Genomic DNA, 16919 nt, shown 5'->3' on the forward strand with positions numbered 1-16919 from the left:
TCCAAATGGGATTTGTTGGGGTGAAAAACGATATGCTTGTCAATATTCCGAATATGACCTGAGTTTTTGCATTTTCTCAATCAGTCATGGCAGAAATTTACAAAATCACGAGAGCGTCGCGATGCCATGACTAGCGGGTTCAGCCACAATCGCGGTGGCAAAGCTGTCCGGGCGCAGACAAAGGTCCCAACCGAACATGAACAAGACCATCGATCTGATCTATTTCAACGCCGGTGGCGGACATCGCGCCTCGGCGCTGGCGCTGCAGCAGGGCATCGCGCAGGCCGGGCTGCCCTGGCAGGTGCGCCTGGTCAACTTGACCGAGGTGCTTGATCCGCAGGGCACGCTGCGCAAATACACCTTCTCGCCGGAAGACTATTACAACGCGCGGCTGGCGCGTGGTCTGACCCTGGGTCTGCGGCATGAGCTCAAGCTGCTGCAAGGCGCGTTGCGTCTGCTGCACCCCACCTTGCTGAAGATTCTCAGGCTGCACTGGCTGCGCACCGAGCCCGATCTGGTGGTGTCGCTGATCCCGAATTTCAACCGTGCGCTATACGAGAGCCTGACGGCCACGCTGCCTGGCGTGCCCTATGTCACCTTGCTGACCGATCTGGCCGATTTCCCGCCGCACTTCTGGATGGAGCCGGGGCAGGACCAGCATCTGATCTGCGGCACCCCCCGCGCGGTGCAGCAGGCGCTGGATGCCGGCTTTGCGCCGGACAAGGTGCATGCGACCTCCGGCATGATCATCCGCCCGGACTTTTACCGTGTGCCACCGCATTTCGACCGTGTCGCCCGTCTGCAGGCGCTGGGTTTCGACCCGCAGCGGCCGGTGGGCGTAGTGATGTTTGGCGGTCATGGTGCGCGCAGCATGCTGACCATAGCCGAGCGTCTGCCCGACATCCAGCTCATTTTTTTGTGCGGCCACAATGCCAAGCTCGCTGCCAGGCTGCGCGCGCTGCCTGCGGCCGCGCCGCGGCATGTGATGGGGTTCACCAGCGCAGTGGCCGACATGATGCGCCTGGGCGATTTTTTCATCGGTAAGCCCGGCCCCGGGTCGCTTAGCGAGGCGCTGCATCTGGGGCTGCCGGTCATTGTCACGCGCAACGCCTGGACCATGCCGCAGGAGCGCTACAACACCGATTGGGTGCGCGACAACGGCTACGGACTGGTGCTGCCGAGCTTTCGCGCCATTGCGGCGCAATTGCCAGCATTCCTCTCGAATCTCGCGGCCTACCGCGCGCGGGTGGCTGCGCGTCCGAACAGGGCGGTGTTCGAGGTGCCGCGCATCCTGGAGGACATTCTGCGCGCTGCCGAAGGGGTCGATGCACGCACGGACGCGGTGCTCAACCGCCACCTCTCTGAAAGTGGGCGCTGAAACGCTGCCACCACAAGCCGCGCAGCGCCCGTGATGGCGCCTGCAGGGTGACGTCCATCAACCAGCGCTCCAGCACCACCGAGCCCAGTCGCGTCGGTGGCGCGGGCTGCAACCGGATCGACCATTGGCAGCCCAGATGATCGCCACAGAACACATCGGTCTCGGGCTGCCGCAGCCCTGGAAATGCGCCAGCAAGTTGCCGCATGAACGCGCTGCGAGCAATCGTCATGTCCAGCCGGGCGTTGGCAGGCTCTTGTGTGTTGAACATCAGCCGCCCGCAACCGGCGGCCAGATCGCCAGCGTCTCGCCGTCGCGCAACACGCGGCTGCCGCGCTCATCGGGCGGGACATACACCCCGTCGACAAGCACCAGATGCACCAGTTTCCCTGGCAGGTGAAAACGCTCGATCAGGTCCAAAATCGTGGTTCCCGCGGCGATGTCCAGGCTGATCTGATGACCCTGCCGCGGTTGCGGCAAGTAGTCGGTGAGCGTGGCCATGAGCTTGAGCGTGATGCGCACGCCCGGCCGTGGCGCGGCGGGGGCAGAGGCTGCGGGGTTCATCTCGGAACGCAATGCACCGTGTCGCCACGACGGTTGAGCGCTTGCGCGCTGGCGAGATAGGCTTCCATCAGACGGGTGGGATCGTCGAGCAGTCTGTTCCTCCAGCCGCCCAGCCGCACCCGGCCTTCGACCAGGCCGCGCAGCACCCCGATGTGTTCCGTGGTGCCAATGCTGTTGCTGCCCACCATCACATCGCCGTCGAACTGCAGGCTCAAGTGCCGGAAACCTGCTCGGTCGGTCAACTCCACACTCTGACCGCCGGGCACGCCCTGCCATTGGCCGACGCTGGCGGAAATCAGGCCCAGGGTGTCGAGCACGTTGATCTGTGTCACCCCGCGCTGCCGGGCCTGCTTGCCCGCCATGTTCATCGCTGCGACATAAGCCTGATCGACCGCGTTGGGCTGAATGGCGCTGACAATGGGCTTGCCATACAGCGGGTCGAACGCCTCGGCGCAGTCGCCTGCGGCGAAGATGCCGGGCACATTGGTCTGCATGCGCTCGTCGGTGAGCACGCCTTGCAGGCAGTGCACGCCGGAGTGTTCGAGAAAGCCGATGTTGGGCTTCACCCCCGCAGCTGAGATCACCAGGTCGGCCGGCAGGCGCTGCCCGCTGGACAGGCGCACGGCCAGCGGTGCGGCCAGGTCGGGCGGGTTGGATTCGATCGACTCGATGCGCGTGCCGGTGTGCACAGTCACGCCTTTGCCCTGCACCCAGTCGCGGATCATGCCGCCAGCGGTCTCGCCCATCATGCGCGGCACCATGCGGTCGCCCATTTCCACTACAGTGAGCTGCACCCGGCGGCGCACCAGGCTTTCCATGATGATGCAGCCGATGAAGCCGGCGCCCAGCTGGATGACGCGGGCGCCCGGCACGGCGAATTGCGCGATGGCGCGGGCGTCCTCCAGCGTCCAGCAGGTGTACACCCGTTGGGCGTGGATGCCGGGGATGCGAGGCAGCACCGGGGTGGAGCCGGTGGCGATCAGCAGGGTGTCGAAGGACTGGGTGCTGCCGGATTCGAGCGTGAGCGTGCGCGCAGCGGTGTCGACCGCCTTGACCCGGTCGTGCCGCAGGGTGATGCGCAGCTGTTTCCAGTGCTGCGCGTCCTTGCGCAGCCAGGTGCCGCGCTCGGTGATGTCGCCGTGCAGCAGGTAGGGAATGGCCATGCGCGAATAAGGCGGTGCATCTTCGTCACCGTACAGTACGACCGTGTCGTCTGCCGGGACGTGCTTGCGCAGGGTCTCTGCGGCAACGACGCCCGCAGGGCCGCTGCCGATGATGACGTGGTGTTTCATGATGTCTGCCTCGATTGCGAGCCGATCACGCCGTTCGACCCACTCCCCAAGCGGTGGGGAGGTTGGGAGGGGAATCCTGGTCGCACGACCATCCCACCCCAGCCCTCCCCGCGTCGTGGGGAGGGGTTCAAGTCACAACCCGAGCCGCATGCGGGTTTCCGGCTTGAGGGTACCGTCGGGCGTCCAGCCGCGCAGCGCGTAATACTTGGGCAACATCTCCGGCAGCTTGTTGACCAGGCCCTTGGCCGGGCCGGTCTTGGCGGGCTCCTTCAGCAGGCGCGGTGGCAAGGTGTCGTCCTTGGCGGTGAAGCCGGCGCGGTTGTTGTAGTCGCGCTCCATATTCCAGGTGCGCTCGCCGATGAGCGCCAGGTTTTCCATGGTGAAGCTCTCGTCGCAGGCGGCTGCCAGTTGCGGCTGCAGGTCGGCCAGAGTCCAGGCAAAGGTTGTGAATACGCAGACCCCGGCCGAGTCGAACACCGCGGTGGCGTCCTGGAAGGCTTTGACCAGTTCGGGCTTGCCCTCAGCGGTCAGCGGATCCGTCTTGACCGGAATGCCCAGCACTTCCGAGGCCACGGTGTAACCGCGCAGGTGGCAGGCGCCGCGGTTGCTCGTGGCGTAGGCCAGGCCCATGCCCTGAATGCCGCGCGAGTCGTAGGCGGGGAATTCCTGGCCCTTGACGCTCATGCTCAGTTCCGGGTGGCCATACTTTTCGGTCAGTCGCTTGCTGCCCAGAGCGATCTCTTTGCCAAAACCCTCGCCGCGTGCGGTGATTTCGGCGAAATAGGCCAGCGCTTTGGCCGAGCCAAACGGCGCCTCGATGCCGAGCTGCTCCTTGGTCAGAACGCCCAGGTCGTACAGCTCCATCACCGCGCCGACCGTCGCGCCAAAGGAAATCGGATCCATGCCGTCTTCATTGCAGATGAAGTTGGCATAGGTTAGCGCCTCCAGGTCGTTGACCCCATTGGCTGCGCCCAGTGCCCAGGCGGCTTCATATTCCAGCCCGCCCGACGCGCCCCAGTACTGCGGCTTGTTCTCTACGGTGAAGTGGTGCTCGTCGATCTTACTGATGCGTCCGCAGGCGATGGTGCAGCCAAAGCACGCCTGGTTGGTGACCAGATTGGGCTTGCCGTCTGTCTTGCGCGGCTCATACATCGCCTCGCCGGAAATGTCTTTTGCGCCATCGAACTGCACGTCGCGGTGGTTGCGCGTGGGCAGCGCGCCGATTTCGTTGATGACGTTCATCAGCACCTGGGTGCCGTACTTGGGCAGGCCCTGACCGGTGACCGCGTTGTCGTGCAGCACTTTTTTGCCGGCGTTGACCGCGGCGATGAACGCCTTGGGATCTCGCACATTGCCCACGCCCTTGGTGCCACGCACGGCGATGGCTTTGAGCTTCTTGCTGCCCATCACTGTGCCTACGCCGCTGCGCCCGGCCGCGCGGTGCAAGTCGTTGACGACTGCTGCATACATCACGCCGTTCTCTCCGGCGCGGCCGATGGAGTTGACGCGGATCAACGGGTCCTGGTGGTGGGTCTTGATCCAGGGCTCGGTTTCCCACACGGTCCTGCCCCAGATCGGCGAGGCGTCGAGCAGTTCGGCCTTGTCATTTTCGATGGACAGATACACCGGCTTGGGCGATTTGCCTTCGACGATGATCATGTCCCAGCCCGCCATCTTTAGCTCGGCGCCGAAGTAGCCGCCCGAATTGGAACAGGCGATCGCCCCGGTGAGCGCGCCCTTGGTGACGACCGAGTAGCGTCCGCCGGTGGACACCATGGTGCCGGTCAGCGGCCCGGTGGCGTAGATGATTTTGTTGTCGGGCGAGAGCGGATCGACCTTGGCGTCGACCTCCTCGACGAAGTATTTGGTGGCCAGACCGCGCTGGCCGATGTACTCGCGCGCCCACTGCATGTTCAGCGGCTCGCTCTTGACGGTGCCTTGCGTGAGGTTCACGCGCAAAATTTTTCCGGCCCAGGTCATGGTCGTCTCCTCAATGTGGTGTGCGTTCAGGCTACTGCGTTCTGGTTGCCCAGCCTGTCGGCCCATTGCTGCATGCGCGACAAGCCGGTCCAGCTGGCATCGACATAGGTGATGGCGCCGGTGGGACAAACTTCGGCGCAGGCCGGTTCGCCGCCGCACAAGTCGCACTTTTGTACCTTGCCAGTATCGGCCACATAGTTCACCGTGCCGAACGGGCAGGCGATGGTGCAAACCTTGCAGCCCACGCACACGTCCTCGAGCACGATCTTGGCGCCGGTGGCGGCGTCGAGCTTGATGGCCTCGACCGGGCAGGCGTGCAGGCACCAGGCCTCGTCGCACTGGGTGCAGGTGTAGGGCACCTTGCGGCCGGTTTCGTGGAAATCGAACACCTTGATGCGGCTTCTGGAGATGTTGAACATGCCGTAGTTTTCGTATGAGCAGGCCATCTCGCATTGCAGGCAACCCGTGCACTTGTCCGGGTTGATGTGCAGGGACTTTTGCATCTTGCGTCTCCTCGATCTGAATGTTGCGCCAGCAGACCGCGTGCGTGGCCCGGCTCAGACCGCGTCAGCACCGCCCTGCAAGTGCAATATAGACCCGGCTTTGCGCAGTGAATCAGCCCGGAATCAGAGTTCTTGACTCTGCCGCTCGGATATGCCGCGCCGCGCTATCCACCAGTCGTGCAACGTGCGGCAGGGGAATGCCGATCAAGCGGCCATCACACGTCGGGCGATATGTGCCAGCGGACGTTCGATCAAGTGCTCCATGCGGTGCGGCAGGGCCAGCGGCTTGAGCAGCATCTTCACCGCCTGCTCCATTGGCAGCCGCGTGCCTACGCGCCGGTACAGCCGCTGACAGACCTGCTCGAACGGCACGTCGTCGGCCTCCCCCGGTGCATGGCGGAACGCCCAGACATGGCGCAGCGCGATGTCCGAGTCGCTGGTGCGCAGCTCGTTCAGGCGGCGCAAGAGCGCTCCGAAAATTTGCGCGCGCGACAGGTCGCGCTCGGCGTTGAGCTGCCGGAAATAGCGGTAGAAATGCTTGTAGTGCTGTACTTCATCGACGCGGATGCGCTCGGCCAGGTCGATCAGCACCGGCTCGGTGGTCAGGTCGCGCAGGGTCTGGTAATAGGTGGAGGTGCCGGTTTCCACCACGCAGCGGGCGACGAGTTCCAGCGCGCGGTCGTCCTCGAGTTCCTCTACGGTGCACAGCCGGGAATACTCGGCGAAAAACGCCGCATAGGCTGCGTCCCAGTCGAACTCGGGCCAGACGGTCTGCACATAGGTTCGCAGCGCCCGTCCGTGTTGCAGTTCCTCGGTCTCCCACTGGCTTTGTAGCCAGTCGGCAATCTCGGGGTGGTTGTCGAAATGTTCGACCAGGTTGCGGGTGTAGGTGTCCGAGCCGGATTCGATGAACGACGCGCTGACCAGCAGATAGAACAGATCGTCGTTGTCATGCACCTTGTCGATCTGAATGCGCGAAAAGTCGATCCACTCCAGGGTCCAGTGCGGGGTGTCGCGCATAGGGCGGTGTGTCTTGGCCGGGATCACGGGGAAAGTGGGACAGTCCATGGTGAGCCTCGCAAGCGGTGTCATTTTTCAAGAATAGACTGAAAAATCGATTTCATGGTTCCATACGCGCACCGAACCGCGCTTAAACTCATGACAAAGTGTTCTTTGACTTCAGGAGTCCGACATGATGCACAACAAATCGATCGCTGTCGTCCTGTCCGCCAGTGTGTTTGCGCTGGGCTTGGGAGGGTGTGCGAACATGAATGAATCGCAGAAAAGCACGGCCACCGGAGCCGGAGTCGGCGCTGCTGCCGGTGCAGTGATCGGCGCGCTCACCGCTGGGGGCAACCCTGGACGGAGCGCGGCGACCGGCGCGGTGGCCGGCGCCGCGGTCGGCGCGCTCGGCGGTTATCTGTGGAACCAGCACCTCGAGAAACAAAAGCAAGACCTGCAAGCCCAGGCGCAGGCTTCGGGCACTGGTGTGCAAGTCTCGCAGACGCAGGACAACCGCCTGAAGATCAACGTCCCGTCCGACGCCGGCTTTGCCACCGGCAGCGCGCAACTCAACCCACGCATGTATCCCATTCTGGAAAGCCTGGCCACCGGCCTGATCCAGAACCCGACCGAAACCGTGCAGGTGTTCGGTTTTACCGACAGCACCGGCTCCGACGCCATCAACTACCCGCTGTCCGAGAACCGGGCGCTGACGGTGAAGAACTTCCTGGTTTCGCGCGGTGTGGCGCCGCAGCGCATCACCACCCAGGGCCTTGGGCCGCAGAATCCAGTGGCGAGCAATGCCACGGCCCAGGGTCGTGCCGCCAACCGGCGAGTGGAAATCTACGTGGCGATGCCGGGCTAGGGCTAATTGCACGCGGCCTGAGGCTGATCGCACACGCGGACTCATCGCCGTGGCTCAGAAGTTGTGAATCTCTCTACTGCGCAGCCCGCTGGCCGTAAAGCGCGGTGCTCGGGTCTCGCTGATCTGGTTGATCAGTCTGGACCCTGCGCACCATGCGCATGGAAGCAGGCTGCTCGCGACCAAATCTTCATAACTTCTCAGTGCGCAGCGTTCATTTCCTGGGCCGTGTCCTCGACCTTGGTCGTCTCGATCTCCTTCACCGCCTTGCACAATGCGTCGAAACAGCGCGGGTCGAGCGCGGTGCCGACAGTCTCGGACATGATCTGCAGCGTCTGCGGAACCGGCACCGCGCCACGGTAAGGGCGGTCGGCGGAGATGGCATCGAAGATGTCGGCGGTGGTGATGATGCGGGTTTCCAGCGCGATGTCTTCGGCAGCCAGGCGGCGCGGGTAACCGGTGCCGTCCAAGCGCTCGTGGTGCGCACCGGCCACACGGGCCAGCTCGGAAAACGCGCTGATGCGACCCAGGATGCGCTCGGTATAGGTGGCGTGCATCTGTACCGCGGCCCACTCGTCCGGGTCCAGCTTGCCCGCTTTATCCAGAATCGCATTGCTCACGCCGAGCTTGCCCACGTCGTGCAGCAGCGCACCGCGGTACAGCCAGCGGCGGCGCTCCGGCGGGATACCAAGGTGGTTGGCGATGTGGTCGGCGTAGAGCGCCACGCGTGCGCTGTGCCCTGCGGTGTAGGGGCTCTTGGCATCGACGATCTGGCCAAAGGCCACGGCGATCCGGTCGAGATAGTCCTCATCGAGCGGCAGGCTGCACTGCGCAGGCTCCAGCGTCAGCACGCGGCTGCCCAGTTCAGGGTCACGCAGCGCCAGCCACAATGTGTCGTCTTCCGACAGGGCGAGAAAGGCATCGGCCAGTTCGGGGTCGAGCCAGCTGCCACGGCGGCGACGCACCTCGTCGCGCGCTGCAGTGGGGCCGCCTGCGGTGAAGAACACATCGATTACCTGTGCCAGCAGCGCCATGCGGGCGTATAGCGGAATTTCCTCGCCGCGCAGACCCTCGGGCTTGCCGCCACCATCCCAGTGCTCATCCAAACCGTGGATGCCCTGGGCGACGGTTTCGGGAAAACGGAGCTGCCGCGCGATGTCGGCACCGCGCTGGCAGCGGGTCTGGATGAGTTCCTGTGCGATCTCGCTGCCATGCCGAAAGATGTTGAGCGTGGCGCGAAAGCGCTCGGCCAGACCGCTGCGCAGCCCGGTGTGTTCGAGCACGAAACGCAGCACGTGCGGCAGGCTGCCGTCGACCAGCTTGAAGTCGCGTTTGAACTGCAGGTCGTCGGTGCGGTAGAGCGCGCAGATGCGTGCGGCGTTGCTGCTGCAGCCCAGGTCCTTGAGCAGCAGGGTGTAGTACAGCTCCCATTGCTGCTGCGGGTCGAGGCCGATGCTGCGTCCCACCGACATCCCGATCCAGGCGCAGCGCACGCAGTGACCCTCGGGCTGGCCCTCGGTCATGTCGAGCGCATGGCTGAGCGCGCTCATCAGCTCGGCGAGTTTGAGGTTCTGCATGAGAAAAGCGTAAACGCACCGCGTATCGCTTGCATGCGGCATTGCAGCAAGAACTTGGCGAAGGCGTGAATTGCATCACGAAAACCTTCCGAACTTGCCATCCGCGCGGAAATGGCCCCCTCCCTACAATAGTGCTTTGTTCTTCCCCGGCCCAGCGCCGGTCGCCGCTGCGATGAACGCCCCCGCCTCACATCCTCCCGAACTGCTTCCGGCGCTGAGCCAGGCCACTGCCGATGCGCCAGTGCGCCTGCGCGAGATTCCCTACAACTACACCTCGTTTTCCGACCGCGAAGTGGTGATGCGCCTGCTCGGCAGCGAGGCCTGGGACTGGCTCAACCAATTGCGGCAGGAGCGACGCACCGGACGCTCCGCGCGCATGCTTTACGAAGTGCTCGGTGACATCTGGGTGGTGCAGCGCAACCCCTTTCTGCAGGACGATCTGCTGCAGAGCCGCAAGCGCCGCGCCGCGTTGATCGAGGCGCTTGAGCACCGGCTACGCGAAATTGACCGCCGCCGCAATGACAATGCGCACAGCGACGGTGCCGATGCGCAGCGCGACGCGTTGGTGCGGCAGCTGCTCGACCGTGCCCGCGCCGCGGTGGCCGCGTTTGCCGCCTGGTTCGACGAGGCTGCGGCGCTGCGCCAGCGTGCGCGCAAGGTGCTCGGGCGGCACTGCGCGCAAGGCGCGATCCGCTTCGACGGCATGGCGCGGGTGTCGCATGTGACCGACGCCACCGACTGGCGGGTGGAATATCCCTTTGTCGTGCTCTGCCCGGACAGCGAGGAGGAGATCGCGCCCCTGGTGCAGGGCTGCATCGAGCTCGGGCTGACCATCATTCCACGCGGTGGCGGCACTGGCTACACCGGCGGCGCCGTGCCGCTGGTGTGGAAAAGTGCGGTGATCAATACCGAAAAGCTCGATCGCATCGGCCCGGTCGAATATATCGAACTTCCCGGCGTAGCACATCCAGTGCCGACGATCTTCACCCCGGCCGGCGTGGTGACGCAGCGCGTGGCCGACGCCGCCGAGGCCGCCGGGTTGGTGTTCGCGGTCGATCCCACCTCGGCGGATGCCTCCTGCGTGGGCGGCAATGTGGCGATGAACGCCGGCGGCAAGAAGGCGGTGTTGTGGGGCACGGCGATCGATAACCTCGCCTGGTGGCGCATGGTCGATCCGCAGGGCCGCTGGGTCGAGGTGCAGCGGCTGGATCACAACCTGGGCAAGATTCACGACGTGGAGGTCGCGCGATTCGAAATCCGCACCTTCGCCGCAGACGGCAAGACGCTGCTCGAGACGCGCCTGCTGGACATTCCGGGCGCACGATTCCGCAAGGCCGGGCTGGGCAAGGATGTCACCGACAAATTCCTCGCCGGCCTGCCCGGGGTGCAGAAGGAAGGCTGCGACGGCATCATCACCAGCGCGCGCTGGGTGCTGCACAAAATGCCGCCGCATGTGCGCACCGTGTGTCTCGAATTCTTCGGCCAGGCGCGCGAGGCCATTCCCAGCATCGTCGAGATCAAAACCTATCTCGACGCTCGCCCGGGCGGCGCCATCCTCGCCGGGCTGGAGCATTTGGACGACCGCTATCTCAAGGCCGTGGGCTATGCGACCAAGAGTGCCCGCGGCACGCTGCCGAAAATGGTGCTGTTTGGCGACATCGTTGGCGAGGACGAGGCCGCGGTGGCCCGCGCCGCCTCCGAAGTGGTGCGCATGGCCAATGTCCGGGTGGGCGAAGGCTTCATCGCAGTGAGCGCCGAGGCGCGCAAAAAGTTCTGGCTCGACCGCAAGCGCACCGCGGCCATCGCCCGCCATACCAATGCGTTCAAGATCAACGAGGACGTGGTCATTCCGCTGCCGCGCATGGGCGAATATGTCGACGGCGTCGAGCGCATCAATGTCGAGCTGTCGCTGAAAAACAAGCTGGCGCTGGTGGCCGAGATCGACCGCGCACTGCGCGGCCCCCTGCCGCTGGCGCGCAACGAGGAACTGGCCGAAGGCGAGCCCGCACTGTCCAGCGAGGAACTCGAAGCCAAGCGCGCGCAGGCGCTAGAGCTGCTGGCCGCGGTGCATGCGCGCTGGTCGTTCTACTTGCAGCAGCTGGATGCGCCGGTTGCGGCGCTGCCTGAGGCGCAGCGCGCGCTGTCGCCGGCGCTTCTGGCGTTGCAGTCTGGTGATTTCGAGCCGCGTCGCACCCTGTTCCATCTGCTGCAGGATCGGTCGCTGCGCGCTTCGTGGAAAGTCGAGGTGCGCAAGCCGCTGGCCGCAGTATTTGCCGGCGGGTTATTCGAGCCGTTGCGCCGCGAGATCGACGCCATTCATCAGCGTGTGCTCAAGAGCCGCTGCTGGGTCGCGCTGCACATGCACGCCGGAGACGGCAATGTGCACACCAACATCCCGGTCAACTCCGACGACTACGCCATGCTGCAGCAGGCGCACGACGCGGTGGGGCGCATCATGGCGCTGGCGCGCAGCCTGGGCGGGGTGATCTCCGGCGAGCATGGCATTGGCATCACCAAGCTGGAATTCCTCACTGAGAACGAGATCGCCGCCTTTCGCGCTTATAAGCGCGAGGTCGATCCCGAAGGCCGGTTCAACAAGGGCAAGCTGCTGGACGACCCGGCGTGCCCGGCCGACCTACGCAACGCCTACACCCCCAGCTTCAACCTCATGGGTCATGAGTCGCTGATCATGCAGCAAAGCGACATCGGCGCGATCAGCGCATCGGTCAAGGACTGCCTGCGCTGCGGTAAGTGCAAGAGCGTGTGCGCCACGCATGTGCCGCGCGCCAATCTGCTGTACTCGCCGCGCGACAAGATTCTCGCCACCTCGTTGCTGATCGAGGCATTTCTGTACGAGGAGCAAACCCGGCGCGGCGTGAGCATCCAGCACTGGGAGGAGTTCGAGGACGTGGCCGACCACTGCACCGTGTGCCACAAGTGCGTTACGCCCTGCCCGGTGGACATCGACTTCGGCGATGTCACCATGAACATGCGCAATCTGCTGCGCAAGATGGGCAAGAAGAGCTTCAAGCCGGGCAACGCCGCGGCGATGTTCTTTCTCAACGCCACCAAGCCGCAGACCATCAAGCTGGTGCGTTCAGCCATGGTCGGCGTGGGCTTTCGGGCGCAGCGGCTGGCGGTCAAGCTGCTCAAGCCGGCGGCCAAGGCGCAGACCGCACACCCCCAGCTCACCGTGCGCAAGCCGCCGCTCCGCGAGCAGGTGATCCACTTCGTTAACAAACCCATGCCTGGCGGTCTGCCGAAAAAGACCGCGCGGGCGCTGCTGGACATTGAGGACAAGCAGTTCGTGCCCATCATCCGCAACCCGCAGACCACCTCGGTGGACAGCGAGGCGGTGTTCTATTTTCCGGGTTGCGGCTCGGAGCGGCTGTTCAGCCAGGTCGGGCTGGCCACGCAAGCCATGCTGTGGCACGCCGGGGTGCAGACCGTGCTGCCCCCAGGCTATCTGTGCTGCGGTTATCCACAGCGCGGCTCGGGCCAGTTCGACAAGGCCGAGAAGATCATCACCGACAACCGGGTGCTGTTCCATCGCGTGGCCAACACCCTGAACTATCTCGACATCAAAACCGTGGTGGTCAGCTGTGGCACCTGCTACGACCAGTTGCAGGGCTACGAGTTCGAGAAGATCTTTCCCGGCTGCCGCATCATCGACATCCACGAATTCCTTCTGGAAAAAGGCTACCGGCTCAGTGGCGGCCCGGGTGCGGTGAAATATCTGTATCACGACCCATGCCACACCCCAATGAAGCTGCAGGAGCCGATGAAAACGGTCAAGGCGCTGCTCGGCGACGATGTGCGCAAGAGCGAGCGCTGTTGCGGCGAGAGCGGCACCTTCGGGATCTCGCGCCCGGACATTGCCACGCAGGTGCGCTTTCGCAAGGAAGAGGAATTGCGCAAGAACGAACTGGCGCTGCGTGCAGACGGGTTTGCCGGGGACATCAAGATCCTCACCTCCTGCCCGTCCTGCCTGCAGGGCCTGACCCGCTATGGCAACGATCTGCAGCACGGTTTGCTCGAGGCGGACTACATCGTCATCGAAATGGCGCGGCACCTCATCGGCGAGAACTGGATGGCCGACTACGTCAAGGCCGCGAACAACGGCGGCATTGAGCGGGTGCTGGTGTGAGCGCGCTGCGGCGCAGGCAAGTGGCCCGCGCCGCGGTAGGCACACACCGGTGCGACCTGTCTCAGCTGGTCGTCTCGACCGCCTTGGCGCGGGGCTGCGGCGGTTCCTCCTCGTAACCGCGGATCATCGCCAGGATGTGCGCCAGCGGAGTGTGGCCAGTGGTGGTCAGATAGACGTGCACGATGAAAAAGATCAGCATCATGTAAGCGCCGACGGTGTGTGCCCAGGCCACGGTCTGCAGGCTGATGCCCCATTGCTGCCACACCGGCCAGGCGCCCCAGTCTGCAAAGAACAGCAGCCAGATGCCGCTGATCCAGATGATCGGGTTGATCATCAGCTTGACCCACAGATACGCCAGCCGCTGCAGCGGGTTGTGCTTGCGCGCAGGGGTCTGGTGGTAGGGGTGGGGTTCGCCACGGAACATGCCCCAGGCATAGTGCCGTGCGACCAGAAAAATCTTGTCCAAGGTCGGGATGTATTGCCTCCATTCTCCGGTGGTGAAATGCCAGAAGATGGCAAACACCCACAGCACCACCAGCGACCACGCGGCGACGGTATGGATGCGCAGCGCGTTGAGAAACGGCACCCCGAGGTCGTACAGGCCGTGAATGCGAAAGCCTGTGAGCATCAGGGTGATGATCAACCCGGCCTGGCTCCAGTGCCAGAAACGCTCGAAACGCTTGAACAGGATGATGCGATGGGGTTGCTGTGACATGGTGAAGTCCTTAGTCTGTCTGCGATGTTGCGGGGATCAGTGGCTCTTGCTGCCGGGTTTGCTGCGGCGACGCAACCACATGAAACTGCGGATGCCGCCGTGCACCATCACCCCGGCCAGGCTCAGCCCAGCCAGCCCCAGACCGAGGGTTTCGATCCACGGCTGATGGTCCCTGCTGCGCCCCGGGATGTAGACGCCGTCGATCTTTTCTAGCCGACCGTTGTTGCTGTGGCATTGCGCGCAGCTCAAGGCCTTGTCCTTGGGCGCGACCATGTGCGTGATCGGCCAGGTGGTGGTGGTCTTGACGAAGGTGTACTTGCCCGACCATGGCAACCCGGCTTCTTTCATGCCCGCGGCAATCGACTTGTGCCAGTCCATGGTGTGCCAGTAGGCCGCGTCATCGAAACCGGCGTTGTGGATGGCGAGCAGGCGGTGCATCTCTGGGTCGTAGGGCTGGGTACCCTGCATGGTTTTCACCGGCCAGATGCGTGATTTGCCATCGGTGGGGCTGCCGCCGTATTGGTTGATCGCGATCACACCGTTTTTGTCGGGTACGGCGTGTTCGCCGATGTTCATCCATTTCACCGCGCCGTTGAACCAGGTGTAGTCGGGCACCACGTCTTCGCCCAGCTTGAACTGGCCCTTGATGCCGAGGTAGGTGGGATGGCCGTGTTCATCCTTGATGACCAGGGGCTTGCCGTCCGGGCCGCGCCGACCGGCCTTGGAGTAGTCCCATTCCATCTTGGTCGGCACGCCGCCGCGGGCAAACTCGGGGATATGGCAGGTCTGGCAAGCGATGTTGCGCGTGTGCATGTTCAGCTCCTGCGCGAGCGACCCTTTGTGCGGGGTGTCGCCGTGGCAGGACTGGCAGCTTGCCGCGCTGCCCATATTGTGTTGGCTGCCGCGCACATACTGCCCGCCCTCGTGCTTGGCGTCGAGCTTGTAGTGGCCGCCGCTGACCTCGTGGCCGCCGGTGGTGTGGCAGGTCTGGCACTGGAAGTTCAACCCATCCCTGGCCATGTGTACATCGAGCGACTTGGGCGGGTTGATCAGCGAGCTGTCGAGATCGCCGTGCTTGACGCCGTCGCCGCCACCGCCGTTGAAGTGGCAGGTGCCGCAGTTGGCACGCGACGGCGCACCCACATGCTGCGCAATCGCGGCGAGGTCGATTGGCTCGATGAACTTGCCCGACCCCGGCGGCATCTCGATGCGCGTGGTGGCCGGATTGCCAGACTGATAGGGCGCCTTCTTGTACTTGCCGGTCTGGTCGTGGCAGACCAGGCAGTCCACATCGGTGTCGGGGCGCTTGCTGAAGGCGACGAATTCGCCCGACCTGGCATCGCCATAGCCGACATGGCAGCCAGTGCAGAACTGTTGGTTGCTCGGTGTGGACACGCAAAAGTTGTTCATCACCTTGTTCTTGCCGACGATGCGCCTGGAGTCACGCTCGACCGCCTCCCACGCCCAGTGGATGGTGCCCTTGATCTGCCTAGCGGCCTCGCTGTGGCAGCTCAGGCAGGCTGCGGTGACTTCGGGGCCGCTCTTGAACGGTCCCTGCAGTTCCTTGAACTTGCTGTGATCTGCGGTGGCCTTGTGGCCCATCGGGATCGGTGGCACCACGCGGTAGGGCGGATCGATGCTGACGGTGGCCTGGGCGGGCAGTGGCGAGGAGAGCGGCAAAGAAGCTGGGCTCGCCGTCGCGGATGCAACGCCAGGCGCGCCGACCGCGGCGGCCAGGATCATAGACGCCGCTCGACACACGGCATGGCGGGTAAAAAACGAACAGAACGACATGACGGACACTCCAGAGGTGCGCAAAACCGAGCGCAATGTCCGGATGGTCACTGATACATAATGTTTCAAATGTGACGAGACGCAAAAATTCCAGTTCACATCAGGTCGAACTTGGCATCGCTTGATCTGGAATAAGCGCAACACGGGACCAGTCCCTTGCGCGCGACGCATCTGGGCTGCGGGCGGTCTGCGGCGTTGCCCACGCTCGGCATCGCTTCGGCTGCTGTCTTGATGCGCGCCTTGCATCCCATCTCGCGGCGGCTTGAACGCTCCGCCTTACGGCCTCCCCCACACGCTGGGGGAGGGGCGCGGCACGCGACCCGCTGGCAAGGTGCGCTTGCCGGGCATTTGATGTGGTGGATTTTGGTGGACGCCCTTCGCATCAGCGTGCCGAATCGATAAAAGTCCTCTGCGGGGGGGTGAATCCATTCCTTCTGCTGCGGCGTAATGCCTGCAACAGCCGCGTTGGGCGCGCTGTGTTCCCTCAGGAGGTTTCATCATGCAACGCACGCAAGACGACATGTCATCCCCCCAGGCCGCCGAAGCACAGGCCGCGGGCCGCAGGCAATTCTTCCGCGCTGGCGGTCTGTTCGCCGCGGGGCTGGCCGCTTCGAGCGCACTGGCGCCGGTGACCAGCTGGGCGGGCACGGTTTCCGCATCGACTGCGGACGACATCGCGATCCTCAACACCGCACTCGGTCTGGAATACCAGGCCATTGCCGCTTATCAGGTGGGCGCCGAGTCCGGTCTGCTGCAAAAGCCGGTACTGGCGGTTGCGGTGAAATTCCAGGGACAGCACAAGGCGCATGCCGAGGTGCTGGCCTCGACCATCGCCAAGCTGGGCGGTACCGCGGTGCAGGCGAAGAAGCCCGCCGAATACGGTTTTCCGACCGCTTCGCTCAAGACCCAGGCCGATGTGCTGGAGTTTGCCGCCGGGCTGGAAAAAGGCGCCGCCAGCGCGTACCTGGGCGCGGTGCCGCAGTTCCACAACAAGGATCTGGCCAAGGCGGCCGCCAGCATCATGGGCGACGAGACCATGCACTGGGCCATCCTGCTCAACGCGCTGGGCAAGGATCCGGTTCCCGCGGCGTTCATCGCCTGAAGGTCT

At 64.2% G+C, this 16919-nt stretch carries 13 protein-coding genes; 4 read left to right on the forward strand and 9 right to left on the reverse strand.

Going from position 1 to position 16919, the window contains the following annotated elements; translation table 11 throughout:
* Nucleotides 1-196: 196 nt before the first annotated feature.
* The gene (locus tag ACZ47F_RS05705; RefSeq protein WP_464926318.1) at nt 197-1378 is read left to right on the forward strand and encodes a glycosyltransferase; all 1182 of its coding nucleotides are present in this window, start codon (nt 197-199) and stop codon (nt 1376-1378) included.
* Here the strand turns inward: ACZ47F_RS05705 and ACZ47F_RS05710 are convergent.
* From ACZ47F_RS05710 to ACZ47F_RS05735, 6 genes are all read right to left on the reverse strand, one after another.
* On the reverse strand, nt 1347-1646 hold the full coding sequence (locus ACZ47F_RS05710) for a hypothetical protein (protein WP_464926319.1): 300 nt from the start codon (nt 1644-1646) through the stop codon (nt 1347-1349). The genes ACZ47F_RS05705 and ACZ47F_RS05710 overlap by 32 nt on opposite strands.
* Nucleotides 1646-1897, reverse strand: coding sequence for a sulfur carrier protein ThiS (thiS, locus tag ACZ47F_RS05715; RefSeq protein WP_464926586.1), 252 nt, complete (start codon nt 1895-1897; stop codon nt 1646-1648). Before thiS ends, ACZ47F_RS05710 begins: the two co-directional genes overlap by 1 nt.
* A gap of 38 nt (nt 1898-1935) precedes the next feature.
* Nucleotides 1936-3231, reverse strand: coding sequence for an NAD(P)/FAD-dependent oxidoreductase (locus ACZ47F_RS05720; protein ID WP_464926320.1), 1296 nt, complete (start codon nt 3229-3231; stop codon nt 1936-1938).
* A 132-nt stretch (nt 3232-3363) separates the two neighbouring features.
* Nucleotides 3364-5211 (reverse strand): aldehyde ferredoxin oxidoreductase family protein, encoded by a 1848-nt coding sequence (locus ACZ47F_RS05725; protein ID WP_464926321.1) that lies wholly within the window; start codon nt 5209-5211, stop codon nt 3364-3366.
* 26 nt (nt 5212-5237) lie between these two features.
* Nucleotides 5238-5714, reverse strand: coding sequence for a 4Fe-4S dicluster domain-containing protein (locus ACZ47F_RS05730; protein WP_464926322.1), 477 nt, complete (start codon nt 5712-5714; stop codon nt 5238-5240).
* 204 nt (nt 5715-5918) lie between these two features.
* Entirely contained in the window at nt 5919-6782 is an 864-nt protein-coding gene (locus tag ACZ47F_RS05735; RefSeq protein ID WP_464926323.1) for a ferritin-like domain-containing protein, read from the reverse strand.
* Between the two features lie 127 nt (nt 6783-6909).
* On the opposite strand from ACZ47F_RS05735, the gene ACZ47F_RS05740 reads away from it, so the two are divergent.
* A complete protein-coding gene (locus ACZ47F_RS05740) occupies nt 6910-7581 on the forward strand; it encodes a YiaD family glycine zipper/OmpA-like lipoprotein (RefSeq protein ID WP_464926587.1) in 672 nt (223 codons plus the stop codon).
* 197 nt (nt 7582-7778) lie between these two features.
* On the opposite strand, the gene ACZ47F_RS05745 is transcribed toward ACZ47F_RS05740, so the two are convergent.
* On the reverse strand, nt 7779-9155 hold the full coding sequence (locus ACZ47F_RS05745) for an HD-GYP domain-containing protein (protein ID WP_464926324.1): 1377 nt from the start codon (nt 9153-9155) through the stop codon (nt 7779-7781).
* A gap of 172 nt (nt 9156-9327) precedes the next feature.
* Between ACZ47F_RS05745 and ACZ47F_RS05750 the strand changes: the two genes are divergently transcribed.
* Nucleotides 9328-13302, forward strand: a complete 3975-nt coding sequence (locus ACZ47F_RS05750; RefSeq protein ID WP_464926325.1) for a DUF3683 domain-containing protein — start codon at nt 9328-9330, stop codon at nt 13300-13302.
* Between the two features lie 61 nt (nt 13303-13363).
* Here the strand turns inward: ACZ47F_RS05750 and ACZ47F_RS05755 are convergent, their stop codons facing one another.
* A complete protein-coding gene (locus ACZ47F_RS05755; protein WP_464926326.1) occupies nt 13364-14017 on the reverse strand; it encodes a cytochrome b/b6 domain-containing protein in 654 nt (217 codons plus the stop codon).
* A gap of 36 nt (nt 14018-14053) precedes the next feature.
* Entirely contained in the window at nt 14054-15697 is a 1644-nt protein-coding gene (locus tag ACZ47F_RS05760; RefSeq protein WP_464926327.1) for a tetrathionate reductase family octaheme c-type cytochrome, read from the reverse strand.
* 613 nt (nt 15698-16310) lie between these two features.
* Between ACZ47F_RS05760 and ACZ47F_RS05765 the strand changes: the two genes are divergently transcribed.
* Nucleotides 16311-16913 carry a ferritin-like domain-containing protein gene (locus tag ACZ47F_RS05765; protein ID WP_464926328.1) on the forward strand — a complete coding sequence of 201 codons (603 nt, stop codon included), beginning with the start codon at nt 16311-16313 and terminating at the stop codon, nt 16911-16913.
* The last annotated feature ends 6 nt before the right edge of the window (nt 16914-16919 follow it).

The organism is Thiomonas islandica (assembly GCF_055383445.1).

Bases quoted from the DNA above. Each gene is read 5' to 3' on its own strand.
- ACZ47F_RS05740 (WP_464926587.1), top strand. From the start codon at position 6,910: ATGCACAACAAATCGATCGCTGTCGTCCTGTCCGCCAGTGTGTTTGCG.
- ACZ47F_RS05720 (WP_464926320.1), bottom strand. From the start codon at position 3,231: ATGAAACACCACGTCATCATCGGCAGCGGCCCTGCGGGCGTCGTTGCC.
- ACZ47F_RS05730 (WP_464926322.1), bottom strand. From the start codon at position 5,714: ATGCAAAAGTCCCTGCACATCAACCCGGACAAGTGCACGGGTTGCCTG.
- ACZ47F_RS05750 (WP_464926325.1), top strand. From the start codon at position 9,328: ATGAACGCCCCCGCCTCACATCCTCCCGAACTGCTTCCGGCGCTGAGC.
- ACZ47F_RS05745 (WP_464926324.1), bottom strand. From the start codon at position 9,155: ATGCAGAACCTCAAACTCGCCGAGCTGATGAGCGCGCTCAGCCATGCG.
- ACZ47F_RS05735 (WP_464926323.1), bottom strand. From the start codon at position 6,782: ATGGACTGTCCCACTTTCCCCGTGATCCCGGCCAAGACACACCGCCCT.
- ACZ47F_RS05705 (WP_464926318.1), top strand. From the start codon at position 197: ATGAACAAGACCATCGATCTGATCTATTTCAACGCCGGTGGCGGACAT.
- ACZ47F_RS05755 (WP_464926326.1), bottom strand. From the start codon at position 14,017: ATGTCACAGCAACCCCATCGCATCATCCTGTTCAAGCGTTTCGAGCGT.
- ACZ47F_RS05725 (WP_464926321.1), bottom strand. From the start codon at position 5,211: ATGACCTGGGCCGGAAAAATTTTGCGCGTGAACCTCACGCAAGGCACC.
- ACZ47F_RS05765 (WP_464926328.1), top strand. From the start codon at position 16,311: ATGCAACGCACGCAAGACGACATGTCATCCCCCCAGGCCGCCGAAGCA.
- ACZ47F_RS05710 (WP_464926319.1), bottom strand. From the start codon at position 1,646: ATGTTCAACACACAAGAGCCTGCCAACGCCCGGCTGGACATGACGATT.